Source organism: Streptomyces sp. NPDC001732 (assembly GCF_053596315.1).
In genome coordinates this window covers 173,189-194,814 of sequence record NZ_JBSFFY010000002.1, presented here as the reverse complement: position 1 = coordinate 194,814, position 21,626 = coordinate 173,189, and the positions used below count along the sequence as shown (strand labels likewise).

The 21,626-nt window shown below is 72.2% G+C and carries 16 protein-coding genes and 1 pseudogene; 7 read left to right on the top strand and 10 right to left on the bottom strand.

All coding sequences use genetic code 11. The features are described 5' to 3' along the window. Window positions 1-124 precede the first annotated feature (124 nt). Window positions 125-1,339 (top strand): MraY family glycosyltransferase, encoded by a 1,215-nt coding sequence (locus tag ACWCXX_RS03615; RefSeq protein WP_451123894.1) that lies wholly within the window; start codon window positions 125-127, stop codon window positions 1,337-1,339. A 32-nt stretch (window positions 1,340-1,371) separates the two neighbouring features. On the opposite strand, the gene ACWCXX_RS03610 is transcribed toward ACWCXX_RS03615, so the two are convergent. After that, entirely contained in the window at window positions 1,372-2,658 is a 1,287-nt protein-coding gene (locus ACWCXX_RS03610; protein ID WP_451123892.1) for a geranylgeranyl reductase family protein, read from the bottom strand. Window positions 2,659-2,754: 96 nt separating this feature from the next. Between ACWCXX_RS03610 and ACWCXX_RS03605 the strand changes: the two genes are divergently transcribed. Beyond that, window positions 2,755-3,285 (top strand): GNAT family N-acetyltransferase, encoded by a 531-nt coding sequence (locus tag ACWCXX_RS03605; protein WP_451123890.1) that lies wholly within the window; start codon window positions 2,755-2,757, stop codon window positions 3,283-3,285. A 65-nt stretch (window positions 3,286-3,350) separates the two neighbouring features. Here ACWCXX_RS03605 and ACWCXX_RS03600 read toward each other — a convergent pair whose 3' ends face one another. The 3 genes and pseudogenes from ACWCXX_RS03600 to ACWCXX_RS03590 form a co-directional block, all read right to left on the bottom strand. Then, the gene (locus ACWCXX_RS03600; RefSeq protein ID WP_451124364.1) at window positions 3,351-5,540 is read right to left on the bottom strand and encodes a cell division protein PerM; all 2,190 of its coding nucleotides are present in this window, start codon (window positions 5,538-5,540) and stop codon (window positions 3,351-3,353) included. Window positions 5,541-5,894: 354 nt separating this feature from the next. Next, window positions 5,895-5,939: pseudogene (locus ACWCXX_RS03595) on the bottom strand (hypothetical protein); the annotation flags it as partial. 201 nt (window positions 5,940-6,140) lie between these two features. After that, complete coding sequence (locus tag ACWCXX_RS03590; RefSeq protein WP_451123888.1) at window positions 6,141-6,833, bottom strand: demethylmenaquinone methyltransferase; 693 nt, start codon at window positions 6,831-6,833, stop codon at window positions 6,141-6,143. Between the two features lie 135 nt (window positions 6,834-6,968). Here ACWCXX_RS03590 and ACWCXX_RS03585 point away from each other — a divergent pair, with 135 nt between their 5' ends. Continuing rightward, entirely contained in the window at window positions 6,969-7,703 is a 735-nt protein-coding gene (locus ACWCXX_RS03585; protein ID WP_451123886.1) for a DUF3152 domain-containing protein, read from the top strand. Window positions 7,704-7,758: 55 nt separating this feature from the next. Here the strand turns inward: ACWCXX_RS03585 and ACWCXX_RS03580 are convergent, their stop codons facing one another. The 4 genes from ACWCXX_RS03580 to ACWCXX_RS03565 all read right to left on the bottom strand — a co-directional run bounded on the left by ACWCXX_RS03580 (window position 7,759) and on the right by ACWCXX_RS03565 (window position 12,906). Next, window positions 7,759-8,391 (bottom strand): hypothetical protein, encoded by a 633-nt coding sequence (locus tag ACWCXX_RS03580; RefSeq protein ID WP_451123884.1) that lies wholly within the window; start codon window positions 8,389-8,391, stop codon window positions 7,759-7,761. Window positions 8,392-8,429: 38 nt separating this feature from the next. Further along, window positions 8,430-9,629: a cyclic dehypoxanthinyl futalosine synthase gene (gene mqnC, locus ACWCXX_RS03575; RefSeq protein WP_451123882.1), complete on the bottom strand. Its 1,200-nt coding sequence runs from the start codon at window positions 9,627-9,629 to the stop codon at window positions 8,430-8,432. Between the two features lie 71 nt (window positions 9,630-9,700). Then, the gene (locus ACWCXX_RS03570) at window positions 9,701-11,569 is read right to left on the bottom strand and encodes a protein kinase domain-containing protein (RefSeq protein ID WP_451123880.1); all 1,869 of its coding nucleotides are present in this window, start codon (window positions 11,567-11,569) and stop codon (window positions 9,701-9,703) included. A 458-nt stretch (window positions 11,570-12,027) separates the two neighbouring features. Continuing rightward, window positions 12,028-12,906 (bottom strand): menaquinone biosynthetic enzyme MqnA/MqnD family protein, encoded by an 879-nt coding sequence (locus tag ACWCXX_RS03565; RefSeq protein ID WP_451123878.1) that lies wholly within the window; start codon window positions 12,904-12,906, stop codon window positions 12,028-12,030. Window positions 12,907-13,398: 492 nt separating this feature from the next. Between ACWCXX_RS03565 and ACWCXX_RS03560 the strand changes: the two genes are divergently transcribed. Together ACWCXX_RS03560 and ACWCXX_RS03555 are read left to right on the top strand one after the other, a co-directional pair. After that, window positions 13,399-13,602, top strand: coding sequence for a cold-shock protein (locus ACWCXX_RS03560; protein WP_003967102.1), 204 nt, complete (start codon window positions 13,399-13,401; stop codon window positions 13,600-13,602). A gap of 379 nt (window positions 13,603-13,981) precedes the next feature. Further along, window positions 13,982-14,806, top strand: coding sequence for a MerR family transcriptional regulator (locus tag ACWCXX_RS03555; RefSeq protein ID WP_451123876.1), 825 nt, complete (start codon window positions 13,982-13,984; stop codon window positions 14,804-14,806). Window positions 14,807-14,933: 127 nt separating this feature from the next. Here the strand turns inward: ACWCXX_RS03555 and ACWCXX_RS03550 are convergent, their stop codons facing one another. Then, window positions 14,934-16,166, bottom strand: coding sequence for an amidohydrolase family protein (locus ACWCXX_RS03550; protein WP_451123874.1), 1,233 nt, complete (start codon window positions 16,164-16,166; stop codon window positions 14,934-14,936). 262 nt (window positions 16,167-16,428) lie between these two features. Between ACWCXX_RS03550 and ACWCXX_RS03545 the strand changes: the two genes are divergently transcribed. Together ACWCXX_RS03545 and ACWCXX_RS03540 are read left to right on the top strand one after the other, a co-directional pair. Continuing rightward, the gene (locus ACWCXX_RS03545; RefSeq protein ID WP_451123872.1) at window positions 16,429-19,386 is read left to right on the top strand and encodes a BTAD domain-containing putative transcriptional regulator; all 2,958 of its coding nucleotides are present in this window, start codon (window positions 16,429-16,431) and stop codon (window positions 19,384-19,386) included. 221 nt (window positions 19,387-19,607) lie between these two features. Then, a complete protein-coding gene (locus ACWCXX_RS03540; protein WP_388991708.1) occupies window positions 19,608-19,817 on the top strand; it encodes a hypothetical protein in 210 nt (69 codons plus the stop codon). A 174-nt stretch (window positions 19,818-19,991) separates the two neighbouring features. Here ACWCXX_RS03540 and ACWCXX_RS03535 read toward each other — a convergent pair whose 3' ends face one another. Next, window positions 19,992-21,545 (bottom strand): FadD3 family acyl-CoA ligase, encoded by a 1,554-nt coding sequence (locus ACWCXX_RS03535; RefSeq protein WP_451123870.1) that lies wholly within the window; start codon window positions 21,543-21,545, stop codon window positions 19,992-19,994. Window positions 21,546-21,626: the final 81 nt, after the last annotated feature.

Below are 21,626 nucleotides of genomic sequence, written 5' to 3'. Positions count from 1 at the left end.
CGGGTCACCCGTGCCGCCGGATCGGAATCACCACCGGCCCCGTCCCGCCCTGAGCAGCAGCCCCGGAGAACCGGAAGAAACTGTTCAGGTATCGGCCCCCGTGGGCCGGGATGTGAGGCCGCCCGTGCGGGACTACTTGCTCATGCTGTTCATCACGGCCGCGGTGACCCTTCTCCTGACCGGCCCCGTCCGGAAGTTCGCCATCTCGATCGGGGCGATGCCGGAGATCCGGGCCCGCGACGTCCACCGCGAACCCACTCCGCGCCTGGGCGGTGTGGCCATGTTCGGCGGACTGCTCGCCGGATACCTCGCGGCCTCGCACCTGCCCCAGCTCGAAGAGATCTTCACCCAGAGCTCGACGCCGCGGGCCCTGCTGTCCGGGGCGGCCCTGATCTGGCTCCTGGGGGTGCTCGACGACAAATGGGGCGTCGACTCGCTGATCAAGCTCGGCGGCCAGGTGATCGCCGCCGGGGTGATGGCGTTCCAGGGCCTGACCATCCTCTGGCTCCCGGTGCCGGGCACCGACGGGATCTACCTCTCCGACGGCCAGGGCACCCTGCTGACCGTGGCGTTGATCGTGGTCACCATCAACGCGGTCAACTTCGTCGACGGCCTGGACGGACTGGCCGCCGGAACGGTGGGCATCGCGGCGACGGCGTTCTTCCTGTACGGCTACCGGCTCTGGTACGGCTACGGGATCGAGGCCGCGGCCTCCACCACGCTGTTCTCCGCGATCCTGGCCGGCATGTGCCTCGGCTTCCTGGTCCACAACTCGCACCCGGCCCGGATCTTCATGGGCGACTCCGGCTCCATGCTGCTGGGACTGCTCATCGCCGGATGCGCCGTCTCCGTAACCGGCGAGGTGGACCCCAGCCTCCTCAACCAGTCGGTCGACGGCACCTCCGGCTCGGCCGCGATGGTTCCGGTCTACATCCCGCTGCTGCTGCCGCTGTCCGTCATCGCGCTGCCGGTCGCGGACCTCGTGCTCGCCGTCGTCCGGCGCACCTGGAACGGAATGTCGCCCTTCGCCGCCGACAAGGGCCACCTCCACCACCGGCTGCTCCAGCTCGGCCACTCGCACCGCCGGGCCGTGCTGCTCATGTACTTCTGGTCGGCGCTGTTCTCGTTCGGGATCGTGGCCTTCTCGGCACGCGGCGCCAAGTCCTGGATCCTGTACGGCGTCGCGTTCGTCTGCGGAGTGGGCCTGCTCCTGCTGCTCCAGCCCCGCTACGGAGCCGGCCTCACCCGGCGCCGGAAGCGCACCGGGTCCCCGGCACCGGAGACCTCCGAAACCCCCGAGCGGCCCGTCCGCGTGGGCGCCGGCCACCGGAACGGCTGACGCCCCGCCCGTGCGGGAGGCCGCGCGGCCGGTCAGGCCTTCGGGGCCACCTTGGAGAGGCCGTTGATGATGCGGTCCATCGCGTCGCCGCCCGTGGGGTCGGTGAGGTTGGCGAGCATCTTCAGCGTGAACTTCATCAGCAGCGGGTGCGTCAGACCGCGCTGGGTGGCGATCTTCATGATCTTCGGGTTGCCGATCAGCTTCACGAAGGCGCGGCCCATCGTGTAGTAGCCGCCGTAGGTCTCCTTGAGCACCTTCGGGTAGTTGTTCAGCGCCAGTTCACGCTGTGCGGGGGTCGCGCGGGCGTGGGCCTGGACGATGACGTCGGCGGCGATCTGGCCCGACTCCATGGCGTACGCGATGCCTTCGCCGTTGAACGGGTTGACCATGCCGCCCGCGTCGCCGACGAGCAGCAGGCCCCTGGTGTAGTGCGGCTGGCGGTTGAAGGCCATCGGGAGGGCGGCGCCGCGGATCGGCCCCGTCATGTTCTCCGGGGTGTAGCCCCAGTCCTCCGGCATCGAGGCGCACCACGCCTTGAGGACCTCGCGCCAGTCCAGCTCCTTGAAGGCGGAGGAGGAGTTGAGGATGCCGAGGCCGACGTTGGACGTGCCGTCGCCCATGCCGAAGATCCAGCCGTAGCCGGGCAGCAGCCGGTCCTGGGGGCCGCGGCGGTCCCACAGCTCCAGCCAGGACTCCAGGTAGTCGTCGTCGTGGCGGGGCGAGGTGAAGTACGTGCGCACGGCGACGCCCATCGGGCGGTCCTCGCGGCGGTGCAGGCCCATGGCGAGCGACAGCCGGGTGGAGTTGCCGTCGGCGGCGACGACGAGCGGGGCGTGGAAGGTGACCGGGGTCTTCTCCTCGCCGAGCTTGGCGTTGACCCCGACGATGCGGCCGGTGCGGTCGTCGATGATCGGGGCACCGACGTTGCAGCGCTCGTACAGCCGCGCGCCGGCCTTCTGCGCCTGGCGGGCCAGCTGCTCGTCGAAGTCGTCGCGCTTGCGGACCAGTCCGTAGTCCGGGTACGCCGCGAGGTCCGGCCAGTCCAGCTGGAGGCGGACACCGCCACCGATGATCCGCAGGCCCTTGTTGCGCAGCCAGCCGGCCTCTTCGGAGATGTCGATGCCCATGGCGACGAGCTGCTTGGTGGCGCGCGGGGTGAGACCGTCGCCGCAGACCTTCTCGCGGGGGAAGGCCGTCTTCTCCAGGAGCAGGACGTCCAGTCCGGCCTTGGCGAGGTAGTACGCGGTCGTGGAGCCGGCCGGGCCTGCCCCGACGACGATCACATCCGCGCTGTGCTCGGAGAGGGGCTGCTCGGTCACGGTCGGATCTCCCGAAAACTCGAAATCGCGTGCCGCGCGGCACCTGTCCCATGCAGTCTATGGGGGTTCGCCGATCAACTTCCGAAGGGCTCCCAGATGTCGACCGAGCATTCCGGCGCTCCCGCCGTGCGGCTGCGTGTCCCGACCGACGAGGACGCGCTCTCCTGGCACCGCGCCTTCGACGACCCCGAGGTGATGGAGTTCTTCGGCGGTGCGTCGGAGGAACTCTCCCTGTACGAGGAGTGGACCGCCCGTCAGCGCAAGCTCGACGCGGAGCTCGGCTACTGCCTGTGGACGGTGCTCGACGAGGACGGCGAGGTGGTCGGCTTCACCGGCGCCCAGCCCTGGCCGCGGACCGAGTACGGCCCGGTGGGCGAGACCGAGATCGGCTGGCGGCTGGCCAGGACGGCCTGGGGCCGGGGTTACGCCACCACCGCCGCGCGCATCACGCTGGAGCGGCTGCGCGCGGCCGGGGTGGAACGGGTGGTCGCGACGATCGACGCGGGCAACGAACGGTCGATCGCCGTGGCCCGGCGGCTGGGCATGGAACGGGCGGAGAGCTTCACCGATCCGCGGACGGGGCGGCAGGTGGACTGCTTCCGGCCGGTGCCCACGTCGGCTCCGTGACGGGGTCGGGGCGAGGCCGGCACCGTCGACGGTCGTGACGGCGGTGCCGGCGGTGACGGCGGCCGTCAGTCGACGTCGTTGAGGAGCCAGGTGGACAGGGCGGTGTCGAAGATCTTCCGGGCCGGCTCCCAATCGGTATCGCGTTCGGAGGTGAAGACCGCGTACTCGGTGCCGTCCTCCGCGATGTGGCTCTGGTCGATCGCGTGGATCGTCTCGCCGCTCTGCCCGTCCTCGTAGGTGTACTCCCAGATCGCGCCCGGGAGTCCCTGGAAGGTGTTGGCCGACAGCTGGATCCGCCGGTAGTTCTTCTGGTTCTTCTCGGCGGTCGCCTCCATCGTCCGGAAGTTCTCGTACGAGGTGTACGAGGCGTTGCGGATGACACCGATCTTGAGCTCGGCCCGCCCGGTGGAGCCCGAGTAGGTGATCTGGTCGTCCTTCTCGGTCCGTTGGTCCCAGGCCGTCGGGACGGCGAGGGAGAACCCGGCCGTGTCGGAGACGTACCGGAACCCCTCGGGAACGGTGGGAGCGGTGGAGCCGGACGCGGAGGGGGTGGCTCCGGCGGAGGAGGACGGGTCGGTGGACGGGGTGCCTTCCTGTGAAGGTCCGGCCGTCGCGGCGGGCTTGTTCCCGTCCGCCGGGCCGTCCTTCTGATCGTCCATCAGGAACAGCACGCCCGCGGTGGCGCCGCCGCCCACGAGCAGCGCCGCGAGGAGAGTGCCGGTCCAGACGAGCGCGGTGCGCCTGCGGGAACCGGCCGCCGGGGCGGGCCTGGAGGCGGAAGGCGTCCCGGACCCGGCGGAGGGTGCGGGCAGGGCGGACAGTTGCGCGGTCTGCGCGTCGTACGGGCCGGGGGCCGGTGCCTGGGCCTGGGTCTGGGCCGGCGCCTGGGGCGGGGCCGGGGGCGGGTTCTGGCCCGGGGCCGGGGGCGGGTTCTGGCCCGGGGCCTGAGCTTCCGGAGCCGCCGGGGCGGGGTGCTCCGGAGCCTGGGCCGCCGGAGGCTGGGCCGGTGCGGGGTGGGCCGCCGGAGGCTGGAGCGGGGCGGGCTGGGCCGGGGTTCCCGGGGCCGTGCCCGGTTGTGCCGGTACGAACGGGGCCGCGCCCGGGTGCACCGGGGGCACGCCCGGGGGCGTCGGGGCGGGCGGGGTGCCCCGGCCCGTCATGCGCAGCAGGTACGGCGCGACGAACACCGCGCCGCCCACCCACAGCAGCCCGAACAGCAGCGCGTCCGGCACGCTCGGCGCGAACTCCGCCGTGCCCTGCCCGCCCATCTCCGCGAAGCCGCCCGACAGTTCCGTGGACACCCCGCCGATACCGCACAGCACCAGGAACATCGCGAGGAACAGGGCTCCCGCGGCGGCCTGTTCGCGCCGGTCCGCCGAGCGCCGCGCGGCCGTGATGCCCACCACGAGCGCGCACACCACACCGGTCGCCACCGCACAGGCCACCGCCCAGCCGCCGACCTCGTCGCCCAGCTCGGAGAGCCCGAAGCCACCGTGCTCCGTCCCCGAGCCCAGGTACCCGACTCGGCCCCGCACGTCGTACTCGACCGGGGCCCCCCAGCTCACGCCGAGCACCGCGAGCCCGATGTTCGGCAGCAGCGGCAACGCGATCAGCATCGCCTCGCCGTCCACGTCGTCGATGTTGGCGTAGGAGACGAACCCGATCAGGGAGCAGAGCAGGAGCACGATGCCGAGCGCCCGTACCGCCGTCCCCGCCACCCGGACCGCGGCGTGCACGGCGGGGCTCTGCGCCCGCCACCGGCCCGACTCGTCGCGGTACAGCGCCCCGGCGGTGGCCGGCAGCGACAGCACCAGCGCCCCGAGGGTGGCGAGCAGCGGCGCGGACGAGACCGAGACCCCGGCGATGTCGGGCTGGGAGAACAGCCCGAGCACCAGCACGACGGCCGAGGCCACCAGGCTGATCCGTACCGCGGCCTCCATGCCCTCGCCCCGCTTGCGGGCCGCGCGGGCGGCCAGGAACAGCGCCCCCAGCCACAGCACGGTGACGGTCAGCGGAACGACGGAGAGCACGGCGCCCTGCGTCATGTCCCCGTCCATGCCGTAGCCGTCGGAGTCGTAGCCGCCTCCGTAGTCGTTCCCGTAGTCCTCTTCGTAGCGGCCGGCCGGGCCCACGGCCCGCAGTTCGAAGTTGCCGCCGAACGCCTGGAGCAGCATCGCCAGCGCGATCCGCAGCCGGTCGGTCCACCCGACGACGACCGTGTCGTCCTGCCCGTACGTGGGAATGGCGAGCGCCACCGCCAGGGCGATCAACAGCCCGCTGGGCCAGGCCGCCGCCTTCGCCGCACCGGCCCAGCCGCCCCGGAAGACGCGGCCGAAGAACTCCCCGACGGGCGACGGCCCGGCAGGAGTCGCCACCGGCGGGGCCGACGGCATCGGCACGTACCCGGACGCGGGTATGCCGGGCGGCGGGGGCTGGATCGGCGGAGCCGGGGCCGGAGCCACCGGTGGCTGGGACGGCGGAGCGGACGGAGGCCCGGACGGGGGCTGTGGCGCCGCGTGCGGGGGCGCCGCGTCCGGCTTCGTCGGCGCGGTGGCCTCCGCCGGGGGTGTGTCCGGACGCTCGCGCCCGCACTTCATGCAGAAGCGGGCCTCGTCCGGAGCCGGAGTTCCGCAGAAGGGGCAGTACGACGACATGAAGGCTCCGACGGCAGATACGGAAACGGGAACAGGACACGGGAAGACCTGACCTGTCAGGGACACATCTTCACCGATGCCCGGTTCCCGTCGGCGAAAGTCACCGGAGCGTTACATTCGGGTACGTACGGGGACGTACGCCCGGTGCATTCCGAGGCCGTCGGGCACTCCGAGTACTCCGGTACGTGCGCCCGGCGCGGCTCAGGGGCGTACGCCCCGGTGCAGTGCCACCACGCCGCCGGTGAGGTTGCGCCAGGCGACCTTCGACCAGCCGGCCCGCTGGAGCGCGGCGGCGAGGCCGGGCTGGTCGGGCCAGGCGCGGATGGACTCGGCGAGGTAGACGTACGCGTCGGGGTTGGACGAGACGGCGCGCGCGACCGGCGGCAGCGCCCGCATCAGGTACTCGGTGTAGACCGTGCGGAACGGCTCCCAGGTCGGCTGGGAGAACTCGCAGATCACCACCCGGCCGCCCGGCTTCGTCACCCGGTACAGCTCGCGCAGCGCGGCGTCCGTGTCCTGGACGTTGCGCAGCCCGAAGGAGATCGTCACCGCGTCGAAGGTCTCGTCGCGGAACGGCAGCCCGGTGGCGTCGCCCGCGGTGAAGGGCAGCCAGGAGTTGCGCTTCTTGCCCTCCCGCAGCATGCCGAGGGAGAAGTCGCACGGCACGACGTACGCGCCCGTCGCGGCGAACGGCAGCGACGACGTCGCGGTGCCCGCCGCCAGGTCGAGGACCTTCTCGGCGGGCCGGGCGTGCACCGCCTTCGCGACCTCCTTGCGCCACAGTCTGGCCTGGCCGAGGGAGAGCACGTCGTTGGTGAGGTCGTAGTTCGCCGCCACCTTGTCGAACATCGTGGCGACTTCGTGCGGCTGCTTGTCCAGGGAGGCTCGGGTCACCCGCCCATTCAAGCAGCCCGGTTCGCGGCGCTTTGCGTCGGCCGGAGTCGGGGGCGGACGGAATGAACCGACCGGGCCCGTCGGGGGTCAGTACAGAAGGGGGCACCGGGCCGTCCGGGGCCGGGGAGGGCACAGATGTCCGCACAGGGGGCGGGTCGGCGGGGGCGACCGGAGCGGGGCCGCGGCCGGCGGCTGGTCACGGCCGTCGTACCGGTGGCGCTGATCTGTGCCGCCGTCGTGGTGGGGCCGCGGTGGTCGGCCGGGGACGAGAAGGAGCCGGCGGGCGCGCCCGCCGCGTCCGGGACGCCGTCGGGCACCGGCACGTTCACCGTCGCCCGCGCCGAGGCCCGGGAGGGCGGGAGCGGGGGCGGCGGCAGGCCGTACCGGGTCGAGGTGGAGAAGGGCGCGGGCGTCGACGCGGACCGGGCCGCCGCCGAGATCGCCCGCGTCCTGGCCTCGCCGCGCGGCTGGTCGCACCGCGGCGAACACACCTTCCGCCGGGTCTCCGAGGGACCGGCGGGCCTGGTGATCCGCATCGCCACGCCCGGGACCACCGACGCCGTCTGCGGCAGGGGCGGCCTCGACACCCACGGCGAGGTCAACTGCCGGGTCGGCACCGACGTCATGGTCAACCTCAAGCGCTGGCAGCGGGGGTCGCCCGAGTTCCACGGCCCGCTCGCCGAGTACCGGGCCCTGATCATCAATCACGAGGTGGGCCACTGGCTGGGCCGCGGCCACGAGACCTGTCCGGGCAGGGGCCGCCCCGCCCCCGCGATGATGCAGCAGATATACGGGCTGAAGGGCTGCGTCTCCAACGCCTGGCCGTACGACGCCGAGGGCCGCTACCTGGGCGGCCCGGCGGTGCCGTGAACAGGAGGGGGCCCGGTGGTGCCGTGAACGGGAGGGGCACGGGAGGGTACGCCCCTCAGCTCCGCCGGAAGACCAGCCGTCCGTCGAGCACCGTCGCCGTGCAGCACCCGGCGCCCTCGGCGAGCAGCGCCGCCAGGTCCGGTACGCCGAACACCGCCAGGTCCGCGGGCCCGCCGACGTCGAGGGCCGCCGCGAACGCCCCGGCCCCTCCCGGCCCGGCGGCCAGCGGGTCCAGGGAGACGGGTCCTGCCGCCGGTCCGGTGGCGGGGGCGTGGACGCGCAGGCCCGAACGGGCGACGGCGGTGCGCACGGCCGGGCGGGTGAAGGGGCCCCGGACGGCGGTCGTGCCGTGCCGCAGCATCCGTTGCAGTCCGCGCCGGGCGCTCGCGCCCCAGCGGGCGTCGTCCATGCCGAGCGCGTCGAGCGCGTCCCCGGTGAGCGGCTGGTCGCCGAGCTCGTCCGCCTCGCGCGGGTCCGGGTGGTAGGCGGCCTCCAGCAGTTCCGGGGCGCCCGCGTTCAGCAGCCCCGGGGTGATCAGGCCGGACCACCGCCGGATCCGGGCCCGCGGCCGGGCGGCGGCCAGCTCCGCGCACGGCCCGACGGCGACGACCACGGCACCGTCCACGGCCACGGCGTCCGCCCCGTCCGGTCCCCCGTGCACCGCGTCGGCGGCGTGGATCGTCAGCAACGCGGCCTCCTCATTGCCGGTCGGACTGCCGGTCGGACTCAGTTGGCGTTCAGGAGCTTCAGCTCGGGGTGCGCCGTGCCCCCCTCGATCGCCGTGGAGGAGATGTGCGAGACCACGCGGTCGTCGACCGGGTCGTTCGCCGGGTCGTCGTGCACGACGAGGTGCTCGTACGTGGTGGCGCGCTGCGCCGGTACCCGGCCGGCCTTGCGGATCAGGTCGATGATCTCCATGCGGTTGGAGCGGTGCTTGGCACCGGCCGAGGAGACCACGTTCTCCTCCAGCATGATCGAGCCGAGGTCGTCGGCGCCGTAGTGCAGGGTCAGCTGGCCGACCTCCTTGCCGGTGGTCAGCCAGGAGCCCTGGATGTGCGCGACGTTGTCGAGGAAGATCCGGGCGATGGCGATCATCCGCAGGTACTCGAAGAGCGTCGCCTGCGTCCGGCCCTTCAGGTGGTTGTTCTCCGGCTGGTACGTGTACGGGATGAACGCCCGGAAGCCGCCCGTCCGGTCCTGAACGTCGCGGATCATCCGCAGGTGCTCGATGCGCTCGGCATTGGTCTCGCCGGTGCCCATGAGCATGGTGGAGGTGGACTCGACGCCGAGGCCGTGCGCGATCTCCATGATTTCCAGCCAGCGTTCGCCGGACTCCTTGAGCGGGGCGATCGCCTTGCGCGGCCTGGCCGGCAGCAGCTCGGCGCCGGCGCCCGCGAAGGAGTCGAGACCGGCGGCGTGGATGCGCCGGACGGCCTCCTCGACGGAGACCTTGGAGATCCGGGCCATGTGCTCGACCTCGGAGGCGCCCAGCGAGTGGATGACCAGCTGCGGGAACGCCTTCTTGATCGCGGAGAAGTGCTCCTCGTAGTACTCGACGCCGTAGTCCGGGTGGTGGCCGCCCTGGAACATGATCTGGGTGCCGCCGAGTTCGACGGTCTCCGCGCAGCGGCGCAGGATGTCGTCGAGGTCGCGGGTCCAGCCCTTGGCGGTGTCCTTCGGAGCGGCGTAGAAGGCGCAGAACTTGCAGGCCGTGACGCACACGTTCGTGTAGTTGATGTTGCGCTCGATGATGTACGTCGCGATGTGCTCCGTACCGGCGTACCGGCGTCGGCGAACGGCGTCGGCAGCCGCGCCCAGGGCGTGCAGCGGCGCCGAGCGGTAGAGGTCGAGCGCCTCCTGCGCGGAGATCCGACCGCCTTCGGCGGCTCGGTCGAGGATGGGCTGAAGGTCGGCCTTCTCGGTCACCGGGCTGTCACCTTTCGGCGGTTTTTCAACGATCTACGGACCGGTTCAGCGTACGCCAGCCCCTGCCGGGGTCAGCCCCCGGACCGGGTCAGCGTGCCGTACGGAAGCCCCGCTCCCCGCTCCTCGGACCGGAACTCCAGGGTGCCGTCGGCGGTGCGGGTGAAGTGGACGACGGAGGTGGTGGAGGTGCACAGGCCGGGGGTGCTGGGGCGGTCCGGGTCGGTGCGTTCCTCGAGCGTCACCTCCTTGCCGGTGACGGAGGCGAGGGCGGCGACGCTGTTGCAGCTGACGGTGATGCCGAGGCTGGTCAGCTCGGTGTTCATGCGGACCACGTCCGCGCCCTTCTTCCCGGCGGTGAAGACGGCGGTGAGCGTTCCGTGCGGCTGTCCCGAGGTCTTCTCGGTGACCGGACCCTTCCAGGTGCCGACGAATTCCTTCGGGAGCGCGGAGACCTCGTCCGAGCTGCCCGCGCCCGGATCGTCCGTGCCCGAGCCGTCCTCCGTGCCCGCGTCGGAGGGCCGCGACGGGCTGGACTGGGAGGCGTTCGGCTCGGGGCGGGCACCGCCCTGATCGGCGCCGTTGCGACTGCCGCCGCCCGGCATCAGGTCGAGGAGGAACGCGCTGCCCAGGGTCACGGCGACGAACGCGCCCGCCACGGCGAGCGCGACGGTGCAGCTCAGCCTCCGGCCGCGGTTGGGGTCCGGCCGGGCCGGGGCGGAGTCCGCGCTGACGGTGACGGAGAACCGGGGGTCGGCGACCCGTGGTCCGGGCAGCCCCGACACACCGGGCCGCCCGCGCGACCCGGCTGCCGCCGACGTTCCGACCGGCTCGGCCGCACCGGTCGCCGTGGGCCACGAGGGCAGTATGCCCGGATGGGAGAGCCGGGTCGGGTCGTGCGTGGGGAAGGGCTCGACCGGCGGCCCGAACCCGCCGCCCGGGTCCCCGGCCCCGCCCGTGTTCCCGGCGCCGTTCGCGCCTCCGGCTCCGTCGTCGCCCCACGAGGCGCTGCTGAACGGCACCGGGCCCGACTGCGCCGGAGCGTCCTGCGGCTCCAGGTCCAGCAGCGCGACCGCCGCCCGGCTGACCTCGCGCACCAGCGGTCCGGGCAGCCAGCCGGCCGCCACCAGCGCGGCGGCCCCGCCCGGCGCCAGCCCCCGGGCCAGCTCCAGGGGCGTGGGCCGGTCCCGGGGGTCCTTCATCAGGCAGCCCGCGACGATCTCCCGCAGGTCCCCTTCCAGCTCTCCCAGCTCGGGCTCCTCGTGCACCACCTTGTAGAGGAGCACGGCCGAGGAGTCGCCGAGGAAGGGGGCGGTCCCGGTCGCCGCGTACGCGAGGACCGCACCGAGCGAGAAGACGTCGGCCGCGCCCGAGACGTCGACGCCCCGGATCTGCTCGGGTGCCATGTAGCCGGGCGAGCCGACCGAGACCCCGCTGGAGGTGAGCGAGGCGGTGGCGCCGAGGGCACGGGCGATCCCGAAGTCGATCAGGCGGGGGCCGTCGAGGGCCAGCAGCACGTTGGACGGCTTCACGTCGCGGTGGATGAGGTCCTGCTCGTGCACGGCGGCCAGCGCCTCCCCGAGCCCGGCACCCAGCGTCCGCACGGCGTTCTCGGGCAACGGCCCGTGCTCGGCGACCGCGGCGGAGAGCGGGGGCCCGGCCACGTAGCCGGTGGCGACCCACGGGATGGGCGCGTCCGGGTCGGCGTCCAGCACCGGCGCCGTCCACTGCGCACCGATCCGCCGCGCCGCGTCCACCTCGCGCCGGAAGCGGGCCCGGAACTGCTCGTCGAGGGCGAAATGGGGGTGCACGACCTTGACCGCGACGGTGCGTCCGCCCGTGCTGCGCCCCAGATAGACCCGGCCCATACCGCCCGCGCCGAGCCTGCCGAGCAATCGGTAGGAGCCGATGCTCAACGGTTCGCCGGCTTCCAGCGGCTGCATATGGACTCCCCCTGTGTACCGGCCCGACCTCCGACCGAAGCCTAGGGGGCGAAGGTCATCGGGCCACAGAGGAAACCATCCGCCTATTTCGCCCCCAAGGGAACGAACAACAGTTTTCGGCACAACAAAAGGCGTGAATGCGTCGTTCGCCTGAGCGATTACGACACGTGAACCGACCCGCCGTCTCCTCTCCGGGCAATCGGTTATTCGACGCGTATTGCCCCGAATCGATGACGGAACGGGCCGGGAAGGGGCGAAGGAAGCGCGGAGAGGGCCGGAAGAGAGCACGGGAAGAGATAACCGCCCCGGAAAGTACAGGATTCACCTATGTCCGGTGCATTCCCCCGAGGCGGCCCGATCCGCGCATTCGCACCCGCGCCTCGCACCCCCACCCGCGCCCCACAATCCCGCAGCCCGCAGCCACGGCCGCACCCCGCCCACACCGCGCCGGGCCCCGGTCAGCCGCCGAGCAGCTCGACCTCCACGTCCGCCGGGAAGCCGGTCGTCGGGCCGACCCGGCGCGCAAACTCCGCCACGCCCGCCAGCTGGGCCGGGCCGAAGCGGAAGTCCAGGGTCGTGAAGTACCGCTCCAGCACCTCCGAGTCGAAGGCCTCCCAACGCGCCGCCTGCTCCGCGACCTTGGCGACCTCCTCCAGGGAGAGGTCCCGCGAGGCCAGGAACGCCTCGTGCACCTCGCCCACCCGGTCGGGCTCCTTCGCCAGGTAGTCCCTGCGGGCCGCCCAGACAGCGAAGACGAACGGCAGCCCGGTCCACTCCTTCCACATCTGCCCGAGGTCGTGGACCTGGAGGCCGAGCCGGGGCGCGTCGTGCAGGTTGGCGCGCAGCGCGGCGTCGCCGATCAGCACGGCCGCCTCCGCCTCCTGCATCATCAGGCCCAGGTCGGGCGGGCAGGTGTAGTAGTCCGGGGCGACCCCGTACCGCTCGGCGAGCAGCAGCTGCGCCAGTCGTACGGAGGTGCGCGAGGTCGAGCCGAGCGCCACCCGGGCCCGGTCCAGCCGATCCAGCGGCACCTGCGACACGATCACGCACGACATGACGGGCCCGTCGCAGCCCACCGCGATGTCGGGGAAGGCCACCAGGTCGTCGGCGTTGCGCAGGAACTCCACCAGCGTGACGGGGCCGATGTCCAGATCGCCCCTGATCAGCTGCTCGCTGAGCCTCTCCGGGGTGTCCTTCGAGAGCTCCAGGTCGAGCAGGGTTCCGGTGCGCGCCAGCCCCCAGTACAGCGGCAGGCAGTTGAGGAACTGGATGTGGCCGACGCGTGGCCGGCTGCGGCGGCCGTCGCCCGCGACGGTTGAAACGGTTGAATTGTCCACATCGCGAGGCTAGACCCGCGGTGCCGCCCGGACGGCACCGGGGCGCGGGGCGTCCCCGATCTCACCCCGTGGAACACACGTACTCACTCCCGGGAGCACGCACGCCCGCCCCAGGAACACACGCGCCCGCTCCGGGGGTACGCGCACCCACTCCCGGGAGCACCCGCACCACGCTCCGGAAGTACGCGCGCCACGCTCCGGAAGTGCCGGGAAGTGCCGCGAGGACTCCTTCCGTACCCCTTGAAGGCACCTCCGCGACACCCTCCGGTGCACCTACTTCGTCAGCTCATCAGCACGGCAATCAAACATCCGGGTGAAGTGATCTTTCCCTCTACCCCTCGATACACGCTGCGTGCTAGGCTCGACGCAAGTTGCAGTTTGGTTTCCCTTGCAGTACAGAGCCTGCGGAGCATGTAACCCGCAGGCTTTTGTAGTTTTCAGACTTCTATGCAGGTTCTGGAGCAGGGCAACCCTTTGGCCCAAGGAGGGCTTATGGCTACCGGAACCGTCAAGTGGTTCAACGCTGAAAAGGGCTTCGGCTTCATCGCCCAGGACGGCGGCGGCCCGGATGTCTTCGTCCACTACTCCGCGATCAACGCGTCCGGGTTCCGCTCCCTCGAGGAGAACCAGGTCGTGAACTTCGACGTCACTCAGGGCCCCAAGGGTCCGCAGGCTGAGAACGTCACCCCGGCCTAGTTGCCCGGGTCGGCCGATCGCGGCCGGCTAGTAGTACCCAAGGAGCCCCGCTCCTCCGCCTCGGCGGGGAACGGGGCTCCTGCCTTTTCCCGCTCTCCGCTTCCCGCTTCTCTTCCCCCCTCCTCCTTCTCTTCCGCCGTTTTTCACCGCCCGTGCGGGAGTGCCGACAGCGGAACGGAATTGCTTCCCGTTACCCGCCCCCTTACCGCTCCCGTTCCTTGCCCCGCCCCCTTCCCCGACCCCTTCCCCGGCGCCGTTCCTTTTCCGCTTCCGCGGCTTTCCGTGCGAGGGGGCGGGAGTTCCTTCGACCCGTGCCCCACCCGTGCCCGGCAGCGGGGCTTGACCTTGACACCGTGTGAAGCCGTGGGGTGGAGACATCATGTTCACCATCGGAGACTTCGCCCGCTACGGCCGGGTGTCGGCCCGGATGCTGCGCCACTACGACGCCATCGGGCTGCTGCACCCCGACCGCACCGACCCCGCCAGCGGTTACCGCTTCTACGGCGCCGCCCAGCTCGCCCGCCTCAACCGCATCATCGCCCTCAAGGACCTCGGCTTCACGCTCCAGCAGGTGCGAGCCGTCCTCGACGAGCAGGTGGGGCCGGAGGAGCTGCGCGGAATGCTGCGGCTGCGCCGGGCGGAACTGGAGGAGGCCATGAGGGCCGCGGCGGCACGGCTGGCACAGGTCGAGGCGAGGCTCCGGTCGATCGAGAGCGAGGGACACATGTCCACGAACGACGTCGTCGTCAAGAAGATCGCGGCGGTACGGGTCGCCGAGCTGACCGGCACCGCGGCGAGCTACGGGCCGGAGCACATCTCCCCCGTGATCGGCCCGCTGTACGACCGGCTGTTCCCCCTGCTGGACGCGGCGGGCACCGTTCCGTGCGGACCGGGAATCGCGTACTACGAGGACGCGCCGGAGGGCGGTGGGGTCGTCGTCCACGCCGGGGTCACGGTCTCCGCCCCGGCGGGTCCGCTCGGTGACACCGGGATCACGGTGGTCGAGCTGCCGGCCTTCGAGGCCGCGACGATCGTCCACCGGGGGTCGATGGACGGGGTGCTGCCGACGTCCCAGACCCTGGCCCGCTGGATCGACGCCCACGGCTACCGGTCGGCGGGGTACGCCCGCGAGATCAACCTGGAGTGCCCCGAGGACCGGGACCAGTGGGTGACGGAGCTCCAGGAGCCGATCACCAGGATCTGATCGCCTCCGGGCCCTGACTCCGGGGCCCGGTCGTCAGGGCCTGCCCCCCCTTGCCCGGACACCCGGGCGCGAGAAGGACGTGACACCCCACCCCCGGGTGTCACGTCCTTCCGTCCCCCCGCCTCCCCTACCGTCCTCCCCCGCTCCCCGCCCACAGCCCGTCGTCCGTCAGCCCCAGCAGGTCGATCGCGTTGCGGCGCACGATCCGGTCCACCACATCGGCGTCCAGGTGCCCCATCTGCGCCTCGCCGACCTCGCGCGACTTGGGCCAGGTGGAGTCGGAGTGCGGGTAGTCCGTCTCGTACAGGACGTTCCCCACGCCGATCGCGTCCAGGTTCTTCAGGCCGAAGGCGTCGTCGAAGAAGCAGCCGTAGACGTGCTCGGCGAACAGCTCCGACGGCGGCCGGTGGACCTTGTCGACGACGCCGCCCCAGGCCCGGTTCTCCTCCCAGACCACGTCGGCGCGCTCCAGGATGTACGGGATCCAGCCGATCTGGCCCTCCGCGTACATGATCCGCAGGTTCGGGAAGCGTTCGAACTTGCCGCTCATCAGCCAGTCGACCATGGAGAAGCAGCAGTTGGCGAAGGTGATGGTGGAGCCGACGGCGGGCGGGGCGTCGGCCGAGGTGGACGGCATCTTCGAGGACGAGCCGATGTGCATCGCGATCACCGTCCCCGTCTCGTCGCAGGCCCGCAGGAACGGATCCCACTCGTCCGTGTGGATGGACGGCAGACCGAGGTGCGGGGGTATCTCGGAGAACGCCACCGCGCGCACGCCGCGGGCCGCGTTGCGCCGGACCTCCTCGGCGGCCAGGTGCGCGTCCCAGAGCGGGATCAGGGTGAGCGGGATGAGCCGGCCCCGCGCCTCGGGCCCGCACCACTCCTCCACCATCCAGTCGTTGTAGGCGCGCACCCCGAGCAGCCCCAGCTCACGGTCGTTCGCCTCGGTGAAGGTCTGGCCGCAGAAGCGGGGGAAGGTGGGGAAGCAGAGGGCGGACTGGACGTGGTTGACGTCCATGTCGGCGAGCCGCTCGGGCACCGAGAACGAACCCGGACGCATCTGCTCGTACGTGATGATCTCCAGCTTGATCTCGTCCCGGTCGCAGCCGACCGCGGTGTCGAGCCGGGTGAGCGGCCGGTGCAGGTCCTCGTACACCCACCAGTCGCCGACCGGTCCGTCGTCGCCCCGCTCCCCCATCACGGGTGCGAACTTTCCACCCAGGAACGTCATCTCCTTGAGCGGGGCGCGGACGATCCGCGGACCGCGGTCGAGGTACTTGGACGGGAGCCGGTCCCGCCAGACATGAGGGGGCTCCACCGTGTGGTCGTCCACCGAGATGATCTTCGGGAAGGTCTCCATGTCCAACACGGTAGCGCCGATCTGACGAACCGTCAGCTATCCGTTCGGCCACCCTTTCCGAAATCGTTGTCGAGGGCTTGTGCAGAGCGTCACCCACTGCTGTCGTGCCCGCCCAAGACAAGGCAGACTGTTGAGCGCGATACCAGCGGTACCGAGCAATCCGGATCCACCCGACCCGGACCGGTACAGGGACGGGTAATCCGGACGGGCGGCACCGGCACGGTCGGCGGCACCGGCGGGGCGAGCAGGACAGGAGGCAGCAATGGACCGTGACAACGGGCCGCGCGTGCGTGTTCCGGAGCAGCGTGCTCCGCAGCAGTGGTCGGCACACGGTGCCGACCTGCGCTTCTCCGTGCTCGGTCCGGTGCGGTCGTGGCGGAACGGCGAGGCGCTGCCGTCCGGTTCACCGCAGCAGCGCGCCCTGCTGACCGCGCTGCTGCTGCGCGACGGCCGCACGGCCACCGCCGCCGAGCTCATCGACGCCATCTGGGGCGACGAACCGCCCTCGCAGGCGCTCGCCACCATACGCACGTACGCCTCCCGGCTCCGCAAGTTCCTGGACCCGCAGACCCTGGTCAGCGACGCCGGGGGGTACGCGATCCGGGCCGGCCGGGACGCCCTCGACGTGAACGTGGTCCAGGACCTGGCGGCCGAGGCGGAGAAGGCCCGCGCGGGCGGCGACCGCGCCCAGGCCCGCACCCTCCTCGGCAAGGCGCTCGGGCTGTGGGACGGCGAGGCGCTGGCGTCCGTGCCCGGCCCGTACGCCGAGAACCAGCGGACCCGGCTGGAGGAATGGCGGCTCCAGCTCACCGAGACCCGCCTCGACCTGGACCTGGAGGTCGGCAACCACGCGGAGGCGGTCTCCGAACTGACCGCCCTCACCGCCGCGCACCCGCTGCGCGAGCGGCTGCGCGAACTGCTCATGATCGCCCTGTACCGCAGCGGCCGGCAGGCCGAGGCACTCGCGGTGTACGCCGACACCCGCCGGCTGCTCGCCGACGAACTGGGCGTCGACCCGCGCCCCGAGCTGGCCCAGCTCCAGCAGCGCATCCTCCAGGCCGACGAGGAACTGGCCCGCCCGACGGACGAACCGGCCCCGGCCCCCGCGCCGGTGCGCCCCGCCCAGCTTCCGGCCACCGTGCCGGACTTCACCGGCCGCTCCTCCTTCGTGCGCGAACTCGGCGCCCGGCTGGCGACCGCCGAGGGGTCCGTCATGGCCGTCTCGGCGCTGGCCGGCATCGGCGGCGTCGGCAAGACGACCCTCGCCGTGCACGTCGCCCACCAGGCGCGCCAGCACTTCCCGGACGGCCAGCTGTACGTGGACCTCCAGGGTGCGGGGGCACGGGCCGCCGAACCCGAGACGGTCCTCGGCGCGTTCCTGCGCGCCCTGGGCACGGCGGACTCGGCGATCCCCGACTCGCTGGACGAACGCGCCGCGCTGTACCGGTCCATCCTGGACGGCCGCCGCATCCTGGTCCTCCTCGACAACGCCCACGACGCGGCCCAGATCCGCCCCCTCCTCCCCGGCACCGCGGGCTGCGCGGCCCTGGTCACCAGCCGCGTCCGCATGGTCGACCTGGCCGGTGCCCACCTCGTGGACCTGGACGTGATGTCGCCCGAGGAGGCGCTCCAGCTCTTCACCCGCATCGTGGGCGAGGAACGCATCAACTCCGAGCGCGAGGCCGCCCTCGACGTGGTCGCCGCCTGCGGTTTCCTCCCCCTGGCCATCCGCATCGCCGCCTCCCGCCTGGCCGCCCGCCGCACCTGGACGGTCTCCGTCCTCGCCGCCAAGCTCGCGGACGAACGCCGCCGCCTGGACGAGCTCCAGGCCGGTGACCTCGCGGTGAAGGCCACCTTCGAGCTCGGCTACGGCCAGCTCGAACCCGCCCAGGCCCGCGCCTTCCGCCTCCTCGGCCTGGCCGACGGCCCCGACATCTCCCTCGCCGCGGCGGCCGCCCTGCTGAACCTGGACGTGCACGTGGCGGAGGACCTCCTGGAGGCCCTGGTCGACACCAGCCTCGTGGAGTCGGCGGCCCCGGGCCGGTACCGCTACCACGACCTGGTGCGCCTCTACGCCCGCTCCTGCGCGGAACGCGGCGAAGAGCCCCTGGAGGAACGCGAGTCGGCCCTCTCCCGCCTGCTGGACTTCTACCTGGCGACGGCGGCGGGGGTGTACGCGCTGGAGCGGCCGGGGGACCGTGCCGTCGCCCACCTGGTGGCCACCGAGCACCCGGGGCTCGAATTCTCCGACGGGCACGAGGCGGTGGACTGGCTGTACAGCGAGGCCGATTCGCTGCTCGCCTGCGCCCATCAGAGCGCGTCGAACGGAATGCTGCAGCGCGCCGTCGACCTGCTCTGCGCGGCGAAGGACCTCGCCGAGTCGGGGGCGAACTCCCGCCAGTACGAGATCACCGGCGCGGCCCTGCGCGATGCCGCGAGGGCTGCCGCCGACCCCCGTTCCGAGGCGCGGGCCCGTGCCTCGCTGTCCACCGTCTTCCTCGTCTCCGGCCGCTTCACGCTGGCCGACGAGGAGGCCCGGCACGCGATGGACCTGGCCAGGACCACCAAGGACCCGATCCCCGCCTGCTGGGCGCCCAACGACCGCGGCATCATCGCGTTCTACCAGGGGCGGCACGAGGAGGGCGAGGAGTTCCTGCAGGAGGCGATAGACCGCTACCGGGCGGACGGGAACCTGGTCGGCGAGGCGTCCGCGTTGTGCAACCTCTCCCGCATCCACGTGAACATGAACCGCACGGCCAGCGCGGTCGAGCTCGCCCGGCAGGGGACGGCCATCTTCGACGGGATGGGCCTCAGTCTCCGTACGGCCAACGGCCGCTTCGCCCTGGGCATCGCGCTCACCCAGGCCGGAAGGCCGACCGAGGCCCTGGAGGAACTCGACGAGGCGCTGCGCGTGTTCCAGGACAACCGCCAGCGGCTCTGGGAGGGCTCGACCCACTTCCGGATGGCGGAGGCGCACCTGACGGACGAGCGCCCCGCGCGGGCGGCCCAGCACGCGGAGCAGGCACTGGCCCTGCGCGTCATCGGGGGCGAGTGGATGCGGGGCAATGTTCTGATCACCCTGGGACACGCCCTCGAACGCCTCGGTCAGATCGACCGGGCCCATGCATGCTGGACCGAAGCACTCGCCATCCACGAGCAGTTCGGCGCCGCGGAGGCGGACAAGGTCCGGGCCCTGCTCACCCCGGCCGGCACCGCCTGAGCCGCCGGGTCCGGAAGAAAATCGCCGGCGTTCATCGAACGTTTATCGCCACTCGCCAGTCTTAAGCCCATCGATCCGCCCTGTCGGGGGGCAGACGGATCGCAGGGGGGACCACACCGCTAGGGTGAACGGCCCTGACATGCCTGTCCAGCAGTCCACGGGGGAACAGCTGGACAGGCATCGCCGACCGAGCAAGCAAGATCTCTGGGGAGTTGACAGGCATGAGCGACGCACTGAAGCCGAAGACCGGTGCCGCGATCACACAGGAGAACCACGCCGGCAGCCCGAGCAGCGGCGGCACCGTCAAGCCGCTGGAGAACCACGCCGGCAGCGTCGGCGAGGACATCACGACCCTGGAGAACCACGCCGGCAGCACGCCGAAGGACCTCCTCAAGACGCAGGAGAACCACGCGGGTTCCGAGAAGGCCTGAAACCTCACTCGACGGGGGAGCGGCCGCGGCGGCGCGGAGGGGGAGCCGTCGCGGCCGCTGCATGTCCGCGGGCCACGGCAGCGGACACGGCCCACGGCAACGACCGCGGGCACACAGTGACGAAGGGGCACGAGCCGGACGGCTCGTGCCCCTTTCCGTGTCCGCCGCCCGCCCCTACCGCCCCCGCAACTCCCCCTTCAGCACCTTGCCGCTCGCGTTGCGCGGGAGGCCGGGGACGAACTCGACCGCCCGGGGGACCTTGTAGTTCGCCATCTCGCGCCTCGACCAGGCGATCAGGTCGTCGGCGGTCGCCGTCGCGCCCGGTCTGCGGACCACGTACGCCTTGCCGACCTCGCCGAGCCGGGGGTCGGGGACGCCGATCACCGCGACGTCGGCCACGTCCGGGTGCAGGCCGAGGAGCTGTTCTATCTCGGCCGGGTACGCGTTGAAGCCGCCGACGACGAACATGTCCTTGATCCGGTCGGTGATGCGGAGGTTGCCCGCCTCGTCGAGGACGCCCACGTCGCCGGTGCGGAGCCAGCCGTCCGGGGTGATCGTGGCGGCCGTGGTGTCGGGGTCCTCGAAGTAGCCGGCCATCACGTTGAAACCGCGGACCAGGATCTCGCCGGGCTCGCCGGGCTCGGCCCGTACGCGGACCTCCGTGCCCGGGATGGCCCGGCCCGAGGTCGAGGCGATCGTCCCGGCCGGGTCGCCGCGGCGGCACATCGTGACGATGCCGCTCGCCTCGGAGAGGCCGTACGCGGTGAGGACCGTCGCGACGCCGAGCTCCGTGCGCAGCCGCTCCACCAGTTTCAGCGGGACGGCCGCCGCGCCCGTCACCACCAGGCGCAGGGCGGAGAGGTCGTGGGCGGAGCGCGCCGGGTGGTCCAGGAGGGACTGGTGGAGGGTGGGCGGGCCCGGGAGGACCGAGATGCGTTCGGCGGCGATGTTGGCCAGGGCCGTGTCCACGTCGAACACCGGTTGCGGGACCATCGTCGCGCCCCGCATCAGGCACGCGAGGACGCCCGCCTTGTAGCCGAAGGTGTGGAAGAAGGGGTTCACGATCAGATAGCGGTCGCCCTCGCGCAGACCGGCCAGTTCGCTCCAGATCGCGTAGCAGCGCAGGGTCTGGGCGTGGGTGATCACCGCGCCCTTGGGCCGACCCGTGGTGCCCGAGGTGTAGATGATGTCGGAGGGGGCAGAGGGGGCGACGGCATCGGCCCTGGCGCGCACCTCGGTCCCGGACACCCCCTTCCCCGCCGCCAGGAAGTCCTTCCAGGTGACGTAGTCGTCGGGGGCGGAGTCGGCGAGCACCACCACCCGTTCCAGGTGCGGGAGCGGCGTCCCCGCCCGGCGCAGGGACGCCACGTACGAGGTGCCGAGGAAGGTGCCGGTGACGAAGAGGAGTTTCGCCCGGCTGCGTCGCAGGACGTACGCCGCCTCCGTGCCCTTGAAGCGGGTGTTGAGGGGGACGAGGACCGCGCCCGCCGTGACGGCGCCGAGCGCGGAGACGATCCAGTCCAGGGTGTTCGGGGCCCAGATCGCGACCCGGTCCCCCTGTTCCACGCCCGAGGCCAGACACGCCGCGGCGGCCCGTTCGACGCGTTCGCCGAGCGCGGCGTACGAGATGCGGGTCCGGCCCTCGACGACCGCCTCCCGGTCCCCGTACCGCCGCGCCGCCGCCCGCACCAGCCCCGGGATGCTGCCCCACTGCTCGTCGCCGCGCATCGTCCGTCCTCCTGACGCAATAGCTGACTATCCGTCAGATTAGCTGTAGCCTCAGCCGCTGTCAGCAGTCATGACTGCCTG